This window comes from Chitinophaga sp. 180180018-3 (assembly GCF_037893185.1).
GTDB lineage: Bacteria > Bacteroidota > Bacteroidia > Chitinophagales > Chitinophagaceae > Chitinophaga.
Genome location: NZ_CP140772.1, coordinates 4,390,279 through 4,406,837, shown reverse-complemented (window position 1 = coordinate 4,406,837; position 16,559 = coordinate 4,390,279). Strand labels below are relative to the sequence as shown.

At 47.0% G+C, this 16,559-nt stretch carries 9 protein-coding genes; 5 read left to right on the top strand and 4 right to left on the bottom strand.

The genetic code is table 11. The features are described 5' to 3' along the window. Window positions 1–94: 94 nt before the first annotated feature. From UNH61_RS17215 to UNH61_RS17200, 4 genes are all read right to left on the bottom strand, one after another. Window positions 95–1,687 (bottom strand): hypothetical protein, encoded by a 1,593-nt coding sequence (locus tag UNH61_RS17215; RefSeq protein WP_326993213.1) that lies wholly within the window; start codon window positions 1,685–1,687, stop codon window positions 95–97. A gap of 105 nt (window positions 1,688–1,792) precedes the next feature. Further along, on the bottom strand, window positions 1,793–3,481 hold the full coding sequence (locus UNH61_RS17210) for a RagB/SusD family nutrient uptake outer membrane protein (RefSeq protein WP_326993212.1): 1,689 nt from the start codon (window positions 3,479–3,481) through the stop codon (window positions 1,793–1,795). Between the two features lie 12 nt (window positions 3,482–3,493). After that, window positions 3,494–6,880, bottom strand: a complete 3,387-nt coding sequence (locus tag UNH61_RS17205) for a TonB-dependent receptor (protein WP_326993211.1) — start codon at window positions 6,878–6,880, stop codon at window positions 3,494–3,496. A 272-nt stretch (window positions 6,881–7,152) separates the two neighbouring features. Next, window positions 7,153–8,307, bottom strand: coding sequence for a FecR domain-containing protein (locus tag UNH61_RS17200; protein WP_326993210.1), 1,155 nt, complete (start codon window positions 8,305–8,307; stop codon window positions 7,153–7,155). A gap of 225 nt (window positions 8,308–8,532) precedes the next feature. Here UNH61_RS17200 and UNH61_RS17195 point away from each other — a divergent pair, with 225 nt between their 5' ends. The 5 genes from UNH61_RS17195 to UNH61_RS17175 all read left to right on the top strand — a co-directional run bounded on the left by UNH61_RS17195 (window position 8,533) and on the right by UNH61_RS17175 (window position 16,553). Next, window positions 8,533–9,120: an RNA polymerase sigma-70 factor gene (locus UNH61_RS17195; RefSeq protein ID WP_326993209.1), complete on the top strand. Its 588-nt coding sequence runs from the start codon at window positions 8,533–8,535 to the stop codon at window positions 9,118–9,120. Window positions 9,121–9,296: 176 nt separating this feature from the next. Continuing rightward, entirely contained in the window at window positions 9,297–9,872 is a 576-nt protein-coding gene (locus tag UNH61_RS17190) for a sigma-70 family RNA polymerase sigma factor (protein WP_326993208.1), read from the top strand. 106 nt (window positions 9,873–9,978) lie between these two features. Next, complete coding sequence (locus tag UNH61_RS17185) at window positions 9,979–11,667, top strand: IPT/TIG domain-containing protein (protein WP_326993207.1); 1,689 nt, start codon at window positions 9,979–9,981, stop codon at window positions 11,665–11,667. Between the two features lie 17 nt (window positions 11,668–11,684). Further along, window positions 11,685–13,271: an IPT/TIG domain-containing protein gene (locus UNH61_RS17180; protein ID WP_326993206.1), complete on the top strand. Its 1,587-nt coding sequence runs from the start codon at window positions 11,685–11,687 to the stop codon at window positions 13,269–13,271. 60 nt (window positions 13,272–13,331) lie between these two features. Continuing rightward, complete coding sequence (locus UNH61_RS17175; protein ID WP_326993205.1) at window positions 13,332–16,553, top strand: TonB-dependent receptor; 3,222 nt, start codon at window positions 13,332–13,334, stop codon at window positions 16,551–16,553. Window positions 16,554–16,559: the final 6 nt, after the last annotated feature.

The window sequence follows — 16,559 nt, the reverse complement described above, 5'->3', positions numbered from 1 at the left end:
AAAAGGGAATCCGATCTTTTTTAGTTAAAAAACATGCTGTGGTGCCCCCTTGGTCTTGCACCACAGCATTGAAATGGTAAGATAAAATTGTTTGTCAGGAATTTTTAACAGCAACAAGGCGCAAAAGTACCCCGTTCTTTTCCGGCTGCAGGCGGAAGACCGCGCCGTTTGATGGTTTTGAGAATCTGCCCTTAGCAGCCGATACCTTGTAGTTAAATGCTTCAAAGCTGCATTCAAGCCCTTCCGGTGAAATTTTTGTGAATGGCAGTTGGGCTCCGGGCGCTACTTCCAGGTCAAGATACCAGTTAAGGGACGGCTTATTGATTAATATGATAGAAACTGTTTTTTCTTTCAGCTCCATTTGTAAAATCCCGCCCTGGCTAAGCGGCCATGATACCCGCACGGTTTCTTTATCCATGTTGGTGAATACTGGATCCCCGCCTTTTAATTCCATCTCCTGTCCGCCAACAAGTGCCTTTAACCGTAAACCGGCCAACTGCCGCGATTTGCTCCAGATATACCCGTCTACAACGGGCAGGGTAAAGAAAGTGCATTCATTGGAGGTAGCTACCTGGGTAGTATAGATATCCGGCAGATTTTCATTGAAAAGGTGTATATCGCGGATACGCAGACTGCCATCCTCCCATAGAATGTTCATTCTGTAAAAGCGGCTGTTGTACCACAAAGTCTTGCGGTCACTACCTTCCACATCCCTGGTAACTGAGAAGGAGGTAGGAGGGGTTACTATATAGTTTGCTTTGAACCAGTTACCCGATTGCTCCATAGTTTCCAGCCTGATCCTGCCCTTGTCCCTGAGACTGGCAATCAGCGGCATCTGTATTTCAAAACCCTTCGCTATGGCATCCCAGGTGAAGGAGTTTTCCTGTCCGGCCTGCGTGTAGTTGAAGTTCAGGGAAGGATCTTCCGTGAAGGTCCTGAAAAACCAGCTTACCCAGGTTTCACTACCACCGGCTTCAGGATATACCGGCTCCAGCGTGATCACTCCCTGTCTTTGTGCGCTGATGCCCTGGTCATATTGACGTATAGGGTCGCTACCCAGCATTCTGAAAACCGGCACGGGTATCTGGCTGGCCGCGTGCTGGGCCGGCATATAGGAGTTGATCCTGCTTGGATAATAAGCCTGGTTCCAATAACCGCCCCATAACGTATAGCCATCAGTGCCATACTGGTCCTTACAGTTTGCAGAAGCTACTATCCTGTACTTATCGTACAGATACTGCAAGGTATGGGCATCAATAAACCAGGAAGCGACGGATCGGGGGTAATAGCCGAATATACTTTTAAAGCTTTCCATATAAACATCCGCTATCTTTTCCCGTTCGGCAGGTGTGTAACCGGTAGAGAAGCCTACATTCGCATGCCAGTCCCATGGATAACGGCCCCGCCATTTCAGCCCTGCTTTTTCTATCAGTGGCTGGGGCAGCTCCCACCATGCGCCTATTTCAAATGAATCCCTGGGTAAGTTTCTTAGTAGGTTCTGGTAACGATGATCCATCAGGGCATCATATTGCAGCAGAAATGTGCCTGTAAGATGATATTTCCTCATGATGTTTACCTGCTTTACTACGGTCTGGTACAGCACGTCTTCCGTGATCCGGTGATCCCTTGGCTCCAACAGACGGATGAAATTGACAATATTGACGATCCTGGGCTCTTGGGCGACCACAATTTGGGATAGGGTGGCTATATAGATGCAAGACATCAATAGAACGAGTATTGATTTTATTCTGATCATATGCGATATAAAGTACTGGTGTGTTTTTATGAAACATTACCAACCGGGATTCTGTTCGAGTGTTTTGCCATTAGCGGTATAAAAAGCTACCTCCTTTGTAGGTAGCGGTTGCAGATAATCCTTGTTGGGATTGAATTTCCTGTCTTTCTCCGCTATGAGGAAACCATTTGCATCCACTTTGGATAAGTAGGTAGGATCGCTATAAGGCGCTCGTGTAGCCCAATCGGTACCAGTAATCTTAATTCCCTTTACATCCTGCAGCAGTTCTGTCTCCGCTGTTTTCCAGCGGCGGATATCATCATACCTGAATCCTTCGAGGGCTAGTTCAACTGTGCGCTCCCGCCTCAGCTCCGTACGCATGTCCAGGCTATGGGCAGTTATAAATGCATTGGTCAGATGCGGCATATTCACCCTATCCCTTAGCTTGTTTAAAGAAAGGTTAAGGTCATTATCGCTGATGAAACCATTCTTTTCAAATACTGCCTCAGCGTAGATCAGCAGTACTTCTGCATAGCGGATCAGGTGACGATCAAAATCAAACAGGCTGGCATCTCCTGCGCGGCCAGAATTATTAGCCACTGGATCTTCCGACATATATTTATATAAGATATACCCTGTATTGAAGTTTCGCTGGGGCTTATCCGGCCAGTTGGCCACCTTATTTATGGGATAGAACACCCTATTGGTTAATGTACCGGGGATAATCATGGTCATGGTCATACGTGGATCCCTGTCCTGGTACTCGGAAGTGAAGGTGCTATAGCCGTGAAACAAGCTACCGGCGGCGGTGATAGGCAGTCCGTTTTTGTCAAGGTACATGTCCACCAGCTTCCGCGTTGGGTTATAGCCATCCTGGTCGTACATATAGGGCGCGTCTTGTCCCAGTATGTTGCGAGCATACCTTCTGTCCAGTATGGACTCTTTGGAATCGTTACCCGGTTCCAGGAAGAGGTAGCGGTAGCTCTGAGCGCTGCTGCCGGTATATAGCGCATAGGCGCCACTGTTGATCACCTCCCCGGAACTGGCGATAGCCTTATCCAGGTATTGGGTGGCGCTGGTTTGGCCACGGAATTTTTCCCAGGTACCTTCAAAAAGGGCCGCCCTTGCTGCCAGTGCCAGCGCTGCGCCTTTGCTTATCCTGCCGATATCGGGAGAGGAAAGGTCAGACTGCAGGGGCAAATCACCTGTAGCTTCATCCAGGTCTTTTAGGATCAGGTCAGTAGTCTCCATGCGAGTGGCGCGCGGCGTAAACAATTCAGGGTCGCCCGTGGACAGCACTTTGGTAATGAGGGGGACACCACCATAAATCCGCAACAATTTCCAGTAGTACCAGGCCCTGAAAAATTTTGCTTCCGCTACATATCTTTTTATATCCTTATCAGCCGCGCCGGCTCCTTTTTCGATAATAGTGTTTGCAGACCTGATATAACCGTAGCTGGTGTTCCACTGTCCGGAGGTTTCTACTGGCTGCAGATTGCCGTTACTGACAGAATTAGGAACATTAAAAGCGATATCCGATTCCGTATCTTCCTCGCCAAATCGGTCCAGGCCATTGTACAGATTGTTACACGCCAGCTTGAAATCATTGCCTGTTTTCCAGAAAGTGGCGTCCGTGATACTGTCCTGCGATACCAGGTTAAGATCCTTGTTACAGCTATAGAAATAGAAGGTGACAGCGCACAGGAACAAACATGTTATCCTATAATGTGATAGTGCAAATTTCATAAAATGCTTCGATTAAAATTTTACATTTAAACCCAGTGAATACACTTTGTTGAAGGGATAGGTACCTTCATTACGATAACCGTCTTCCGGGTCAAAATTCCCGCCCAGAGTGCCTTTGGAAAAGGTAAACAGGTCCTGCCCACTGAAGTAGATACGGACCGATCTGATCCTGGCCCTTTTTGTAAGGGCTTCCGGAATGGTATAACCGAATGTGATCACCTTAAACCGCAGGTAGGCCACGTTCTGCAATGTGAGGTCGGAAGCGCGGTAGTTATAATTCTTCACGTCATCATAGCCTAAATTCCCTGGCAGGTAGCGGGGATATTTGGCATTGGGTCTGTCAGGCGACCACGTTTTGCCGTAATAATATTCCAGTGTTGGCCAGAAAAATGTGTTGGGCTGACTAAATGGCCCCTCGTAAATCACATTGCGTTTTCCAACGCCCTGCAGGAAAATCTGCAGGTCAAAATTTTTGTATCCCAGGTTGAAGTTAGCGGAATAGGTATACCTGGGAGTGAGGTTGCCCAAATACACCATATCACCCGACAGTCCTTTGGTTTTGTCACCGAATGCTGTGAGCTTCCCATCACCATCCACGTCTTTATACATTACATCCCCGATAGAAATACGGGCAGGAACTCCCTGGAGTTTTTTGTAATTATCCAGCTGCTCCTGGGTTTTGATAATGCCATCATATACATAACCGAAATAAGAGTAGATGGGATACCCTTGTCTGAATCGGTTAAGCCCTTCTCCGTAACTATCTGTATTCTTTAGTTCCACCAGCTTATTCTTACTATCGCTCAGCTGCAGGGATATGCTGTACCTGAAATCCTTCACCTGGTCTTTCCAATTCACTATCACTTCGAAGCCCTTAGTGTCCAGCTTACCCTGGTTGGTGGAAGGCGGAGTAGCGCCAAACAGCGCAGGGACGGCCACATTTACGAGCATATCGTTATTGATCTTGTTATAATAGTCAAAGGAGAAGGAAAGCCTGGATTGCAGCGCAGCAACGTCAATACCAATATTACGGGTTTCAATGGTTTCCCAGGTCCTGGTGGAAGATGCAGGGTTGGCGTTTGCACCCGGTAGACCGGCATTGGGAGAACCTATCGGGTAGTTACCACTAACGTTAATGAGCGGGATATAGTCATAAAGCCCCAATGTCCCTATTTCCTGGTTCCCCATCTTACCATAGGATAATCTCAGCTTTAGCAGGTCAAATACATTCATCTTTTTGATGAAGCTTTCCTCTGAAAGATTATAGGCCAATGCTGCGGATGGGAATATTGCACTCCACCGCTTTTCCGGTGAAAATTTGGAGCTTCCATCCACACGCGCCGTAAAGTCTACAATCAATTTCTCTTTGAAGGTATAGCTCAAGCGGCCGAAATAAGAGCCCAGGGCCTGGTTATTCAGGTATCCTGTAAAGTTTGCGAAAGCGGCCTTGGTCCTGTCTGCCAGGTTTAAAGTAAAAATATCGTTACTGATAAAATTATACCCGTTTGTGGACTGCCCTTCTTTCCGGGTCTGTTCCAGGGAGGCGCCGCCGGTAAAGTTAATGCTGTGGTTCTGTCCGAATTTCCTATTGTAATCCAGGTAAGCCTGGTACAACTTATTTAATATCTTGTCATTGCTATAATTAGCGGAGTTGGGCGTATTACGTACGTCCTGCACACCTCCTTCCCAGTTATGGCGGGTAATAGTGCGGTTGGTAGTGCTGCCATTCTGATAGTCGAACCTTACTGCAGCCTGTCCGGTGAGCCTAAGACCCGGGATAATGGTGTAATCTATTTTAATGTTGGACCCGAACCTGGACAGGTTACTTAATTGTGTACCGCCTTCCTCCAGGTATTGGGCAGGGCCTTCATATCCCTGGTACCCGTAGAACTGCCCTATCTTATTGTAAACAGGCTGATAGGGGAACTGTCTTGTGACGTTTGTCAAGGCGCTTCCAAGCAACGTAGGGGTAACTACTGCTCTGTTGTCGAAGTAGGAACTCGTTTCCACGGTAAAGTGGTCACTGAGCCGGAAATCGTAATTAAGGCGGAGATTGTAGCTGTTGGATTTATTCTCTCCAAAACGCACAATGCCGTTATCGCAATTATAACCGGCGGACAACAGGTAACTGTTATTCTTCCCACCGCCGGAAACGCTGATATTATGAATCTGTTGTATGGCATTTTTATAAATCACCTTATTCCAGTCCGTATACCCGTAAAACCCGGGATAGTTGGTAACGCCATAGTTCCAGCCGTTGGGGTCAGGTGGTGCATTGGCCGCAATCTTTTCAAACACCTCCTGAGAGAAACCATTTAAACCTGCATTGCGCAATCCTTCATCCATGAATCTGGCAAATTCCATGGTATTCTGCATTTTCCTTAGATAGGTAGGTTTTTTATAACCAATATTGGCAGTGTATGTTATAGAAGGGGGACCTTTTTTACCACGCTTGGTGCTTACAATGATCACACCGTTGGCGGCCCTTGCGCCATATATGGCGGCAGCAGCATCTTTTAACACCGTTACTTCTGCAATGTCATTGGTATTAATTGTATTGATATCCCCTGGAATACCGTCAATCAACACCAATGGGTCGTTACCATTCACCGATGAATACCCCCTGACCTGGAAGCCATAGGTAGTGCTGCCTGGCTGACCACTGGCCTTTGTGATGGTGAGGCCTGGTATGGTTCCCTGCAAGGCATCGTAGCTGTTGTTTAATGGTCTGCTTTCAAACACATCAGACTTTACAGTAGAGATAGCGCCGGTGATGGCGCCTTTTGTTCTGGTTCCATAACCTACTACTACCACCGCATCCAGTCTGGCATTCAACTGGGCCAGCCGTACATGCAGGATAGCCTGTCCACCTACCGGGATCTTTTGCGTCTGGTAACCTACGTAAGAAATAACCAATACGGCATTCGGACCTGGTATATCCAGGGAGAAAGCGCCTTTGTCATCGGTATTGGCGCCGAGGGATGTTCCTTCAATTACAACCGAAGCGCCTATCAGCGGTTCACCTGTTACTGAATCCGTGACAGTGCCATTTATCCGCTGCTTTTGCTCCCTGGAGGCAGGGATGTTATTGTCCTGCTGGGGGGCTGGCTTTGCCATAATCAGCACTGTCTTGTTGGAAACTGAGTAGCTGACCGGCTGTCCGCTGAAACACTTGTCCAGCACTTCCCGCAGGTCTGCGTTCTTCATCGTCATGGTGACCGGCCTTACATGTATTATTATGTCGTTATTATAGAGAAAATCATAGTCTGTCTGTTTCCTGAGTTGGGCGATCACTTCGGTCAGTTTGGCGTTATTAACGTTAATGGAGACCTTCTGGGCAAAGGTCTCAGCCTTTAACTGGATAATGGCTACTACTATTAAAACGACAGTGAACTTCATTTTCAAGTGGAAATTGGTCCAGGCATACAAGTGCCTTCTGAACAGTAATTCAGTAAATTTTTTATACATTTGGTTGTCAGGTTTACTTTAATGTTATGATACAGCGTTAATCAGGATGCCTGGCTAGTAACCAGGGACGCTTCCGACGTTCCTGGTTTTTCCGGGCGATCCAACGTGGAGATGTGTTAGTTCTATTTTTTCATGTTGTCTCTTTTTTAGATGATTTGTAAATGTTGTTCCGGCATTCAGACTTTGAGGCGTATAAACTTTCATTACCGAATCTTTGCTGTTACAACTACTTTCCCGGGAAAGAGCTGAAAATGCACATGGCCGATTCGTTCCAGATTTGCAAGAATTTCCTGCATATTAGATGTGCGTGAAAAAGTGCCTCCAAATCTTTCATTTCCCAAGATGTCTTTATACTCGATATCTACGTCGTACCACCTGCTTATTACTTTCATGACGCTTCTTATGTTTTGGTTGTCAAACAGGAAATAACCGTTCTTCCATGATATGATATCTTCCGCATGCACAAGACTTATATCCATCGGTCCGCCGGCATTCATCATCCGGATCTGTTGTCCAGGCTTCAGCACGCCGGTAGTACCGGTTGCGGTATTGGTCACCCTTACACTGCCGGCAAGCAGCGTTGTGCTGATATCAGGATCGTCCGGATAGGCTTTCACATTAAAATGAGTGCCTAATACGGTGATCTCCTGTCTGCCTGTATGCACTTTAAACGGTTGTTCCTCCTGATGGGCCACTTCAAAATAAACTTCACCGCTTACTGTCACGCTTCGTTCTTGTCCCTTGAATGCAACCGGGTAAGTGATAGAGGAAGCGGCATTAAGCCAGACCTGTGTACCGTCTGACAAGGTGAGATGGTATTGCCCGCCCCGTGGAGTGGATAAAATATTCAGCACGGGCTGAGCGCTTCCCTGTTGCTTTGGACGGTCATATACGAGCTCACCGTCTGCCGCTTTGTTTATGTCTACTGACGCGTCTTCTGCCAGCTTCCCCTTCTGTGCTTCCTTCAATACGATTTGCTGTCCATTGGAGAGGGTAAGCGTGGCGCGGTTGCCACCCGGCTTAAATTCACCAGCTAAGCTTCGTAAAGTATGAGTATCTGTACTACCAGGACCGTTTACATGCCTGATACCCAGGAAGTACAATGCGGAAGTCATAAACAGGAACACTGCGGCGGCAGCAGCCAATTGTTTCCAGGGTCGCCAGGTACCAGGTTTTGCTTCTTCCTGGTCTAATGAATACCATACCTCTTCTTTGAGCGATTCCAGTTCTTCCGGGGAGATATCCATCGGTTCTGGATTCCATTTCAGGTACCAGGTTTCCAGTATGGCCAGCTCCTCCTCAGTGATGGTGCCATTCTTATATTTTTCCAGTAGATCCGTTATTTCTGGTGCCTGCATAGAAGTTTTTCGTCTTGTTATTGTATAGACAGGTAACAGAGGAGGTAGGGGGGTAAAAAAAATAAAATTATTTTCGGAGTGTAAGTACTATAATTACAGCGGATAATACCACCAGGCAGCCAACATGGTCATGTTTGCAGGCGGGAGCCTGATTTGATATTGATAAATTATTATGTAGCTTTAAAAGTAGCTAAACCTTTTATTTTCCGCGGGATGAACTTAATCATGGCAGAATTTGATTGCATGAACGATCTCGAATTGGTTGATCTGATCAGGTCCGGCAATCAACAAGCTTTCGCCAAAATATATGAACGTTATTTTGGCCTGCTTTATTTACATGCATATCACAGGTTAAGGGACAAGGATGAAGCCAAAGACCTTGTGCAGGAACTGTTCTCTCATCTCTGGAGCCACCGGGAAAGCCTTACACCTGCTTCCAATTTTTCCAGCTACCTCTATACATCGGTAAGAAACAGGATCCTGAATATTGTTGCCCATAGATCTGTTGAAGGTAAATTTCTGTCATCGTTACCAGCTGTTGATATTGCGGCAGAAGCGGTGACGGACCATTTGGCCCGTGAGCGGCAACTGGCCATGATCATAGAAAAAGAGATACAGTCATTGCCGCCTAAAATGCGGCAGGTGTTTGAATTGAGCCGGAAGGCAAATCTTTCATATAAAGAGATAGCGGCTCGTTTAGAGTTGAGCGAACAGTCAGTGAGAAGCCATGTAAAAGGGGCGTTACGGGTGTTGCGGGCGAGGTTGGGGTTGTGGGTGTATATGGGAATGATTACGGGGGCGGTGATGATATAGGCGTATAGCTTGTTACATTTTCATGTTTTTAAAACGGTGAATAACCTGCTCAACAAAAAATACTTCATCCACCAGTATTATTTCTGAGGTGTTAAATTCCCTTGGGCACCTAAATTTAATATTAATAACATATAGCGTTAACATTGGCTAAATAGATTTGATTTAAAATCGGGTACATGGAGGAAATCAATGATGACGTATTGCTCCAGGGACTTAGAATGGGAAACAATGAGGCGTTTTCCCGGATCTATACCAAATATTGGCGGAAGATCTATATGCAGGCCTACGACCGGTTAAAAGATATCAAACAAAGCCAGGACATCACCCAGGATGTTTTTATCAGCTTATGGGAACGCCGGGAACAACTCGAAATACAACATCTGTATGCTTATCTCTCCACTGCTGTTAAATACAAGGTATTTAAACTGGTAGCCAAACTGGAGGTAAGGGACGATTTTTATTCCCTTGCAGAAAAACAGCTACCGTTATCCAGCGCAGCCGATCATCCGCTTCTGACCCGCGAATTGATTGCCTCCTTCCGGCATTTTGTAGAGAACATGCCCCCCCAACGGAAAAAGATCTTCCAGTTACGGTTTGAAGAAAACCTGAATACCAAGGCCATTGCTCATCAACTCAATATTACCCAGAAAACAGTCCAGAACCAACTCCTGAACTCCTATCGCGATATCCGCGCCCTGCTTGCCCAATTGTTATCCGCCTGTGTTTTGGTGATGACCTGTTTTCGTATGTAAAGAAATTGTTACCAGATAGGAGATCAAAAGAAAATTAGCACCTACATATAGAGGGGACCGCCAGCAGTGCTGTAAGCACTTCATCATTTATGTAATAGGGTTTAGTATGCATAAAAACTTTTACCGGTTTTTGCTGCTCCTTCTTTTTGGAGGAGGGCTATTGAGTTCCTGTAAGAAAGACAAGAATAATATAGATCAAGGCATTTCCTATGGGATTGTTGGAATAGAGCCTCTGACAGCAGTCCAGGGAGATACCGTCAGCATTTATGGAATAGGTTTCCAGCCAGATGCAAACGGCAATCTGGTAAAGATCAACGGCGCCGATGCAAAAGTGGTGATGGCTTCTTCCACTGTATTAAAAGTAGTGGTGCCGGCAGGAGTTAAAGCAGGTAATGTAACGGTGCAGACAGGTAGCAAGACTTTCTCTTTTGATCAACCATTCAATATTACTAATCTCATTACTGGTAATCAGGCTGCCAATCTCGCATTGACTTCAGATAAACGGTACCTGCTGAAAGGAAATGTACATATACAAAAGGGCGCCACGTTAAGTATAGCAGCGGGCACGGTTATACAAGCAGATAAAATAACACAGGCTGCACTGATCATCGACAACGGGGCCACGCTCCAGGTAAATGGTACTGCGGATAACCCCGTCATATTTACATCCAATCAACCGATCGGGATGCGTAATCCCGGAGATTGGAAAGGCATCATGTTGAGCGCTACAGACAATACAGCAGACGTATTGAAATATGTGCGTATTGAGTATGCAGGTTATCATCTGCCTAATGTTGCCGGCGCAGCATTGTGGCTGAGTAGAAACATTGACGCCGGAAAGATAGCCTATGTACAAACATCCTATAGCGGCGGTGATGGATTCCGTTGCGACGCAGGCGCAGTGATTTATTTGCACTATCTGGTAGCATTTGGCTGTGCAGGCAATGATTTTGCTATTGTCGGTAATAGCCGGGTAGTTGGGCAATTTCTGCTGGGTTTAAAAGATCCACAGTATGCAGACCAGTTTGGAGCCGATGGACTGTTGATACAGTCTTCCCGGCCGGCAACCATCAGTCAGCTTACTTTGGTAGGCGCTAATGGATTGGCTCGCGCCGCAAATTCTCAGCAGCCAGGCTATTGGCCGGGTGCCAGGAATTATGATGATGTCCTGAACCGGCAATCGGGCAGGGGAGTGCATATTGGCGGATATGATCCCGTTACAGGTAAGGCAGTGAATGGAACGCTGCAGTTGTTCAACGCTGTGATTGCAGCGCCCTGGCTGGCGGGCATTTCGCTGGATGGCCCAATGGCATGGACTGCTTACGGGAAGGGTGAATCTATGATCAGGCGTACTACGGTCACGTATACACTGGCTACAAGCAGCAATACCTTTAACCATGAAGTAGCTCCCGCGCGCGGTTATACATTCTGCCCGGAGAATACCGGTGCGCAGTGGGGGTTTGGTTCTTCGGATAACACTGCGCAGGCAAAAGATTTCAATACCTATAACGATACTTTGAAGTTGCAGCTGGCCACGCCTTTTGTGACAGCAGACGATCCTAAAATGATTTATGACGAAATAGGAATGGTCGGCATGGTGCTTTATAAAAACATCGGAAGTCCGGTGATGACACCCGCTAGTGCATCGGTGTTGCTTTCCGGCGCAACATATGCAAATAAAGAACTACAGGACGGTTTTATTGATAAAACGCCCGTCTTCAGAGGCGCATTCGGGCCTATTGACTGGACACACTCCTGGACCAACTGTACGCCACAACAAACCCCTTATAACTAAAAATTTCTTCTGCCCATATGAAAGCTTGTTTACTATCGATGTTTATAGCTGGCACCGTTTTAATGCTATCATCCTGTAAAAAAGACAGTCAAGATGGCCCCAGACTGGATATAAGTGGGTTTGGAGCAGTTGTTTTTGTTGGAGGAGATGCTATCTCTATCTATGGAAGCGGGTTTGATCCAGACCCCGAAAAGAACACAGTACTTTTTAATGGCGTGGCGGGAGAAGTGGCCACCGCTTCACCTAACCGCCTGCAGGTGATTGCGCCGCTACTGGCAACATCGGGAAAGATTACTGTAACCGCTCATGGCCAAAGCGTTACCAGCCAACAATCTTATACCATTGTAAGTTTGTTGCAGGGCGTTTATTACGATAATTTTATCCTCACTTCGGATAAACAATACCTGCTCCGTGGCAATGTGGAGTTCCGGTCCAAACTCATCATCCTGCCGGGTACGGTCATCTATGGAGAGAAACAGACAAGAGGCGGGTTAACCGCTTCGGATGTGGATTTTGAGGGGACGGCCGAACACCCGATTGTTTTTACTTCAGACCAACCACCGGGTAGCCGCTATCCCGGCGACTGGAAGGGTATTTCAATAAACCCAGGTAACGGCATATTGCAATACGTAAGGGTAGAATATGCCGGGTATCAGGCGCCTGCTTTCACTATTTTCCCGATTCCTGGCGGTTCTTACCAGTATTTGCAGGTTTCTTACAGCGGCAACGTCGGCTTTTTGCTCAGAGGCACTCAGGACTGGGTCGCTAAGCCTGTTAGTTGTTTTATCCACCACCTTATCGCATTGGGCTGCCAGGGAAGCGATTTCCATCTGTATGGCGGAGCCATTACTGCGCAATTCGGCCTGGGATTAAAAGATCCTTACTTATCAGATGTGGGGCGCTCCAGCGGCATCACCACTGTGATGGAACATGCCTCCAATATGGACCAACTAAGCAATTTTACCCTGGTAGGATATAATCCGGATGCACGTAACATACCTGGCGCGGGTCCTACGGTGACGCGCAACGCCGGTAGCGGAGTGGCGGTTGGCTCCTCATTCAGTACAAATGGCTCGGCATCCGTTTGGCCGACAAGCGTTGTTATTTGTAATTCCGTCATTGCCGCGAGTTGGCGAAGTGCCTTTGCCCTTTTTGCCTGGAATAACTATGAGCTGGTGCCCAGTACTTACACCATCGCATTCAGAAACAATTTTGTAACAGGGACGTCGGCTGCAGAACTGCCGGAACGGGGTGGTGTGTTGGGAAGAATGGATATGGGGACATTGTCCGGTACTTTCCTCGATATACGACGGGATCCGAAACTATCGCTCTTCGCCAGTCTGAATGATACTACGCGACAATTAAGTTTCTCGCGTTCAAAAGATGATCTGGGCATTAGGAACCTTGTCGACTACAACCGCCTGCATAACCCGGTGCTACTACCCGCAGCAGGATCCGTATTACTCTCCAGCGCTTCCTTCCCTTATGGATCGCTTTCCGACAGTCCTTTTTTTGATAAGAACGTGCAATATGTCGGGGCATTTGGTACGGAGGACTGGACGAAACCCTGGGGCAACTTTGACCCACAACAAACAAAATACTGATCAAATTCAGAGCCGTTAAAATTTATCCGCTATATGTTCCTTTACCCACAAAAAAATTCAATGGTATTGCAGACAAATGTACTGTGTTGGATGATACTGCTATTGATGGCTGTTCGTACTACTGCTCAGGAGAAGATCAGCAGCGGCATCACCGGCGTTATCACGGCCGGCAGGGAGCCATTGCCAGGTGTTACGATCAGGGTACTGGAAACCAACCAGGCGGTAATCACCGGAAGTAACGGCGAATATACTATTCTCATCAAACCGGGTGAATATACTGTCCAGTTCCAATACATCGGTATGAAAAAGGTAACCCGGCATATCATTCTCCGCCCTCGTCAAATGGAACGGTTATCTGTTGGCATGACGCAGGAATCCAGAATGTTGGGTGCCGTAAGTGTTGCCGGCACACGCAGGGCTACTACAGAGAAGGCACTCCTGGAATTGCGGCGCCAGTCTGCCAATATCCAGGACGCAATCGGCGCCGTACAAATTGAGAAATCGGCCAGCATCACCACCGCCCAGGCACTGCAACGTGTTACAGGCGTAACTGTAAAAGATGGAAAGTACATTACCGTGAGAGGATTGAGCGATCGGAATGTGGTCGTACAACTGAATGGATCCCGGTTGGCCGGTGCAGATGCCAGCCGCAGCGCTGTTGCCGTGGACCTGATCCCAGCTCAATTGTTGGAAAATATTGTTGTAGAGAAATCCATCACGCCCGATAAACCTGGCGACGCTAACGGCGCTGTAGTAGAGATACATACACGTACCATCCCGGAAACCCGTTTCCTGTCTGTTTCTGCTCAGACTGGCTTCAACGGTAATATTGGCCTTTATGGATATGCCAATTCTTTTCCGGACGCGAAGATGGGCTTCTTTGGACAACACGTGAAAGAACAGAATCTGACGCCAGAATACAAAGATCTCATCAGCGATTATACAGCAAGGGGATTTTCAACCGCTAGTGGCACGATGTTATCAGGGCTTACCCAGGCCATTCAGGCGGGTAATACCAACCAGATAAGCTATAAAGAAGCGATGCGGATCAACCGGGTGATGAAAAAAGGTTTCAGTCCGTACCTGGCCACCCGACCGGAAAAATACGGCCCTGACCAGATCTATAGCGTTACTTATGGTAACCGGTACAAGCTGAAACACCAGAAGGAAATTGGATTGGTATTAGGCATTAATTATTACAACCGCTCGCAATCCAATCCCAATGGCGAAAACAACCTGTACACAGTAAAAGAACCAGTAAATCCCGGTGTGGGAGCGCCCAATATTAATTATCCGAATGAGTTGCGCTTGTTATCGCTATACCAGTTAAGAGAGAACACAGGCAACAGGCAACTCAATTTCGGTGGATTAGCAACAATTTCCTTCCGGTTCAACCGGTTCAATGAACTGAGCTTCACCTACAGTGGTAACAGAGGCACGGAAATAACGGCTACACAGGAAGACGGCGTTATCAATGGCGCGTTGAAAGTACCGGACCCTAATGTGATGCCATTTTTCCCGGATCATCAGCATATCTATAATTTCATACTACGGAGTACCTATCGTTCACTGAACTCTTTTCAACTGCGCGGCGACCATAAATTCCGGCTGGTAAAAAAATGGCGGCCCTGGCAATTGAGCTATAGTGCCAGCCGCTCCCTGGCGAACCAAAATGATCCAGACTACCGGGATTCCCGTATGCGCGTGGATTCCCTGAGCAGGGTACCCAATCCGGAGAGAGGTACTGGCAGAGGTAATCAAGCCCTGTTTATCCAGTCAGAATATCCCTATACCTATTATATCTCATCAGACCGGTATTACCGGAACATGAACGAACAGAACGCCAATTACAAAGCCGATCTGATGATACCATTCAAAATAGGCCGCGATACGATCTCATTCTTCAAAGCAGGCGGATATTATTTCGGCCGTAAAAGAGCTTACACAGAGTCGTTGTTCAACCGCGCGGATAACAGCGCTACTGTACAGAATGATTACGGCGGGTACAGCCAGGCCCCAAATACACTGACCAGTCTGTATGGAGACCTTTATGCCTGGAACGGCCCCGATGCAATAGGTGTTGTGGAATATGCGAATCTGAAGGAAGGGGGACCGCTGACAGCTGGCTACTTATATGTGCCTAAAGCGGGTGTGACAGTCGTACCCGGTAGCACCGTATTTATCAACAGTTACAAGGCCAAACAGGATGTCACTGCTTTCTATGGCATGTTCGATCTGCATCTTTCCCCGGATTGGCGCGTGGTAGGAGGGATGCGTGTGGAGAATACCAGCTACCTGTCAACCCCCGATACCACAGGTACCAACTTTGTACAACTCTCTGGTGTAAAGACGCAGGAATTGTTTGACCGGGCTTACAGGACAGACTATCTTACTTACAACTGGCTGCCTTCAGGTTCTGTCATTTACAAAGGCCTGAAGGATCTGAACTTCAGGCTGGCATATAGTAAAACACTGATTCGCCCGGAGATGAATGAGATCATTCTGTCTGCGCAACGGGATCCCATACAACAGCTGACCATCTACGGTAATAAACATTTGCAAAATGGGATCTTTTCCAACTATGATTTTCGCACAGATTGGTTCATCGGGAGCGATGAACTGATCTCCGCATCGGCTTTTTATAAAACGGTGGACCACCAGATAGAACGTGTATATACCAATGGCGTTATTGATCCATATGGATTTACGAACAGTTTTGTCACCTTCCGGAATAATCCTTCTCAAGGAAGGGTATACGGCGTTGAGCTGGAGGTGAGGAAGAACCTGCAACAGTTATTCCCCATCGGTAAATACCTCTATATCGGCGCCAACCTGATGCTGGCAAAAAGCGAGACAATTATCGATTCCACCGAATATTATATACTCAGCCTGCTGGACCGTAATGCTTCCAGAATCCGTCCATTGGTGGACCAGCCAGGGATTGCTTATAATATCAACATTGATTTCGATTATCCCAAATGGGGCACGCAGTTAAACCTGCTCTATAATAAAACTGGTAAACGTTTGTCAGACATCAATTCCGATGGTTCGCCCAATATCTATGAATATCCAGCGGCATCCCTGGACATTGTATGGTCGCAGCGGATCATAAAAAGACTGGAGTTCAAGGCATTTGTAAAGAATGCGTTGAATGAAGCTACCCGGTTCTATTATGCAAATGCAGGCGATGGACACACATTTGGAATAGATAATAGATCGTACCTGCGAAGGTCATATAACTACGGTCAGGTATATACGCTCGGATTGAAATATACATTTTAAATGAAT

Coding starts and splice junctions, on each gene's coding strand:
- UNH61_RS17185 (WP_326993207.1), top strand. CDS start 9,979: ATGCATAAAAACTTTTACCGGTTTTTGCTGCTCCTTCTTTTTGGAGGA.
- UNH61_RS17175 (WP_326993205.1), top strand. CDS start 13,332: ATGGTATTGCAGACAAATGTACTGTGTTGGATGATACTGCTATTGATG.
- UNH61_RS17195 (WP_326993209.1), top strand. CDS start 8,533: ATGGCAGAATTTGATTGCATGAACGATCTCGAATTGGTTGATCTGATC.
- UNH61_RS17200 (WP_326993210.1), bottom strand. CDS start 8,307: ATGCAGGCACCAGAAATAACGGATCTACTGGAAAAATATAAGAATGGC.
- UNH61_RS17190 (WP_326993208.1), top strand. CDS start 9,297: ATGGAGGAAATCAATGATGACGTATTGCTCCAGGGACTTAGAATGGGA.
- UNH61_RS17205 (WP_326993211.1), bottom strand. CDS start 6,880: ATGAAGTTCACTGTCGTTTTAATAGTAGTAGCCATTATCCAGTTAAAG.
- UNH61_RS17210 (WP_326993212.1), bottom strand. CDS start 3,481: ATGAAATTTGCACTATCACATTATAGGATAACATGTTTGTTCCTGTGC.
- UNH61_RS17180 (WP_326993206.1), top strand. CDS start 11,685: ATGAAAGCTTGTTTACTATCGATGTTTATAGCTGGCACCGTTTTAATG.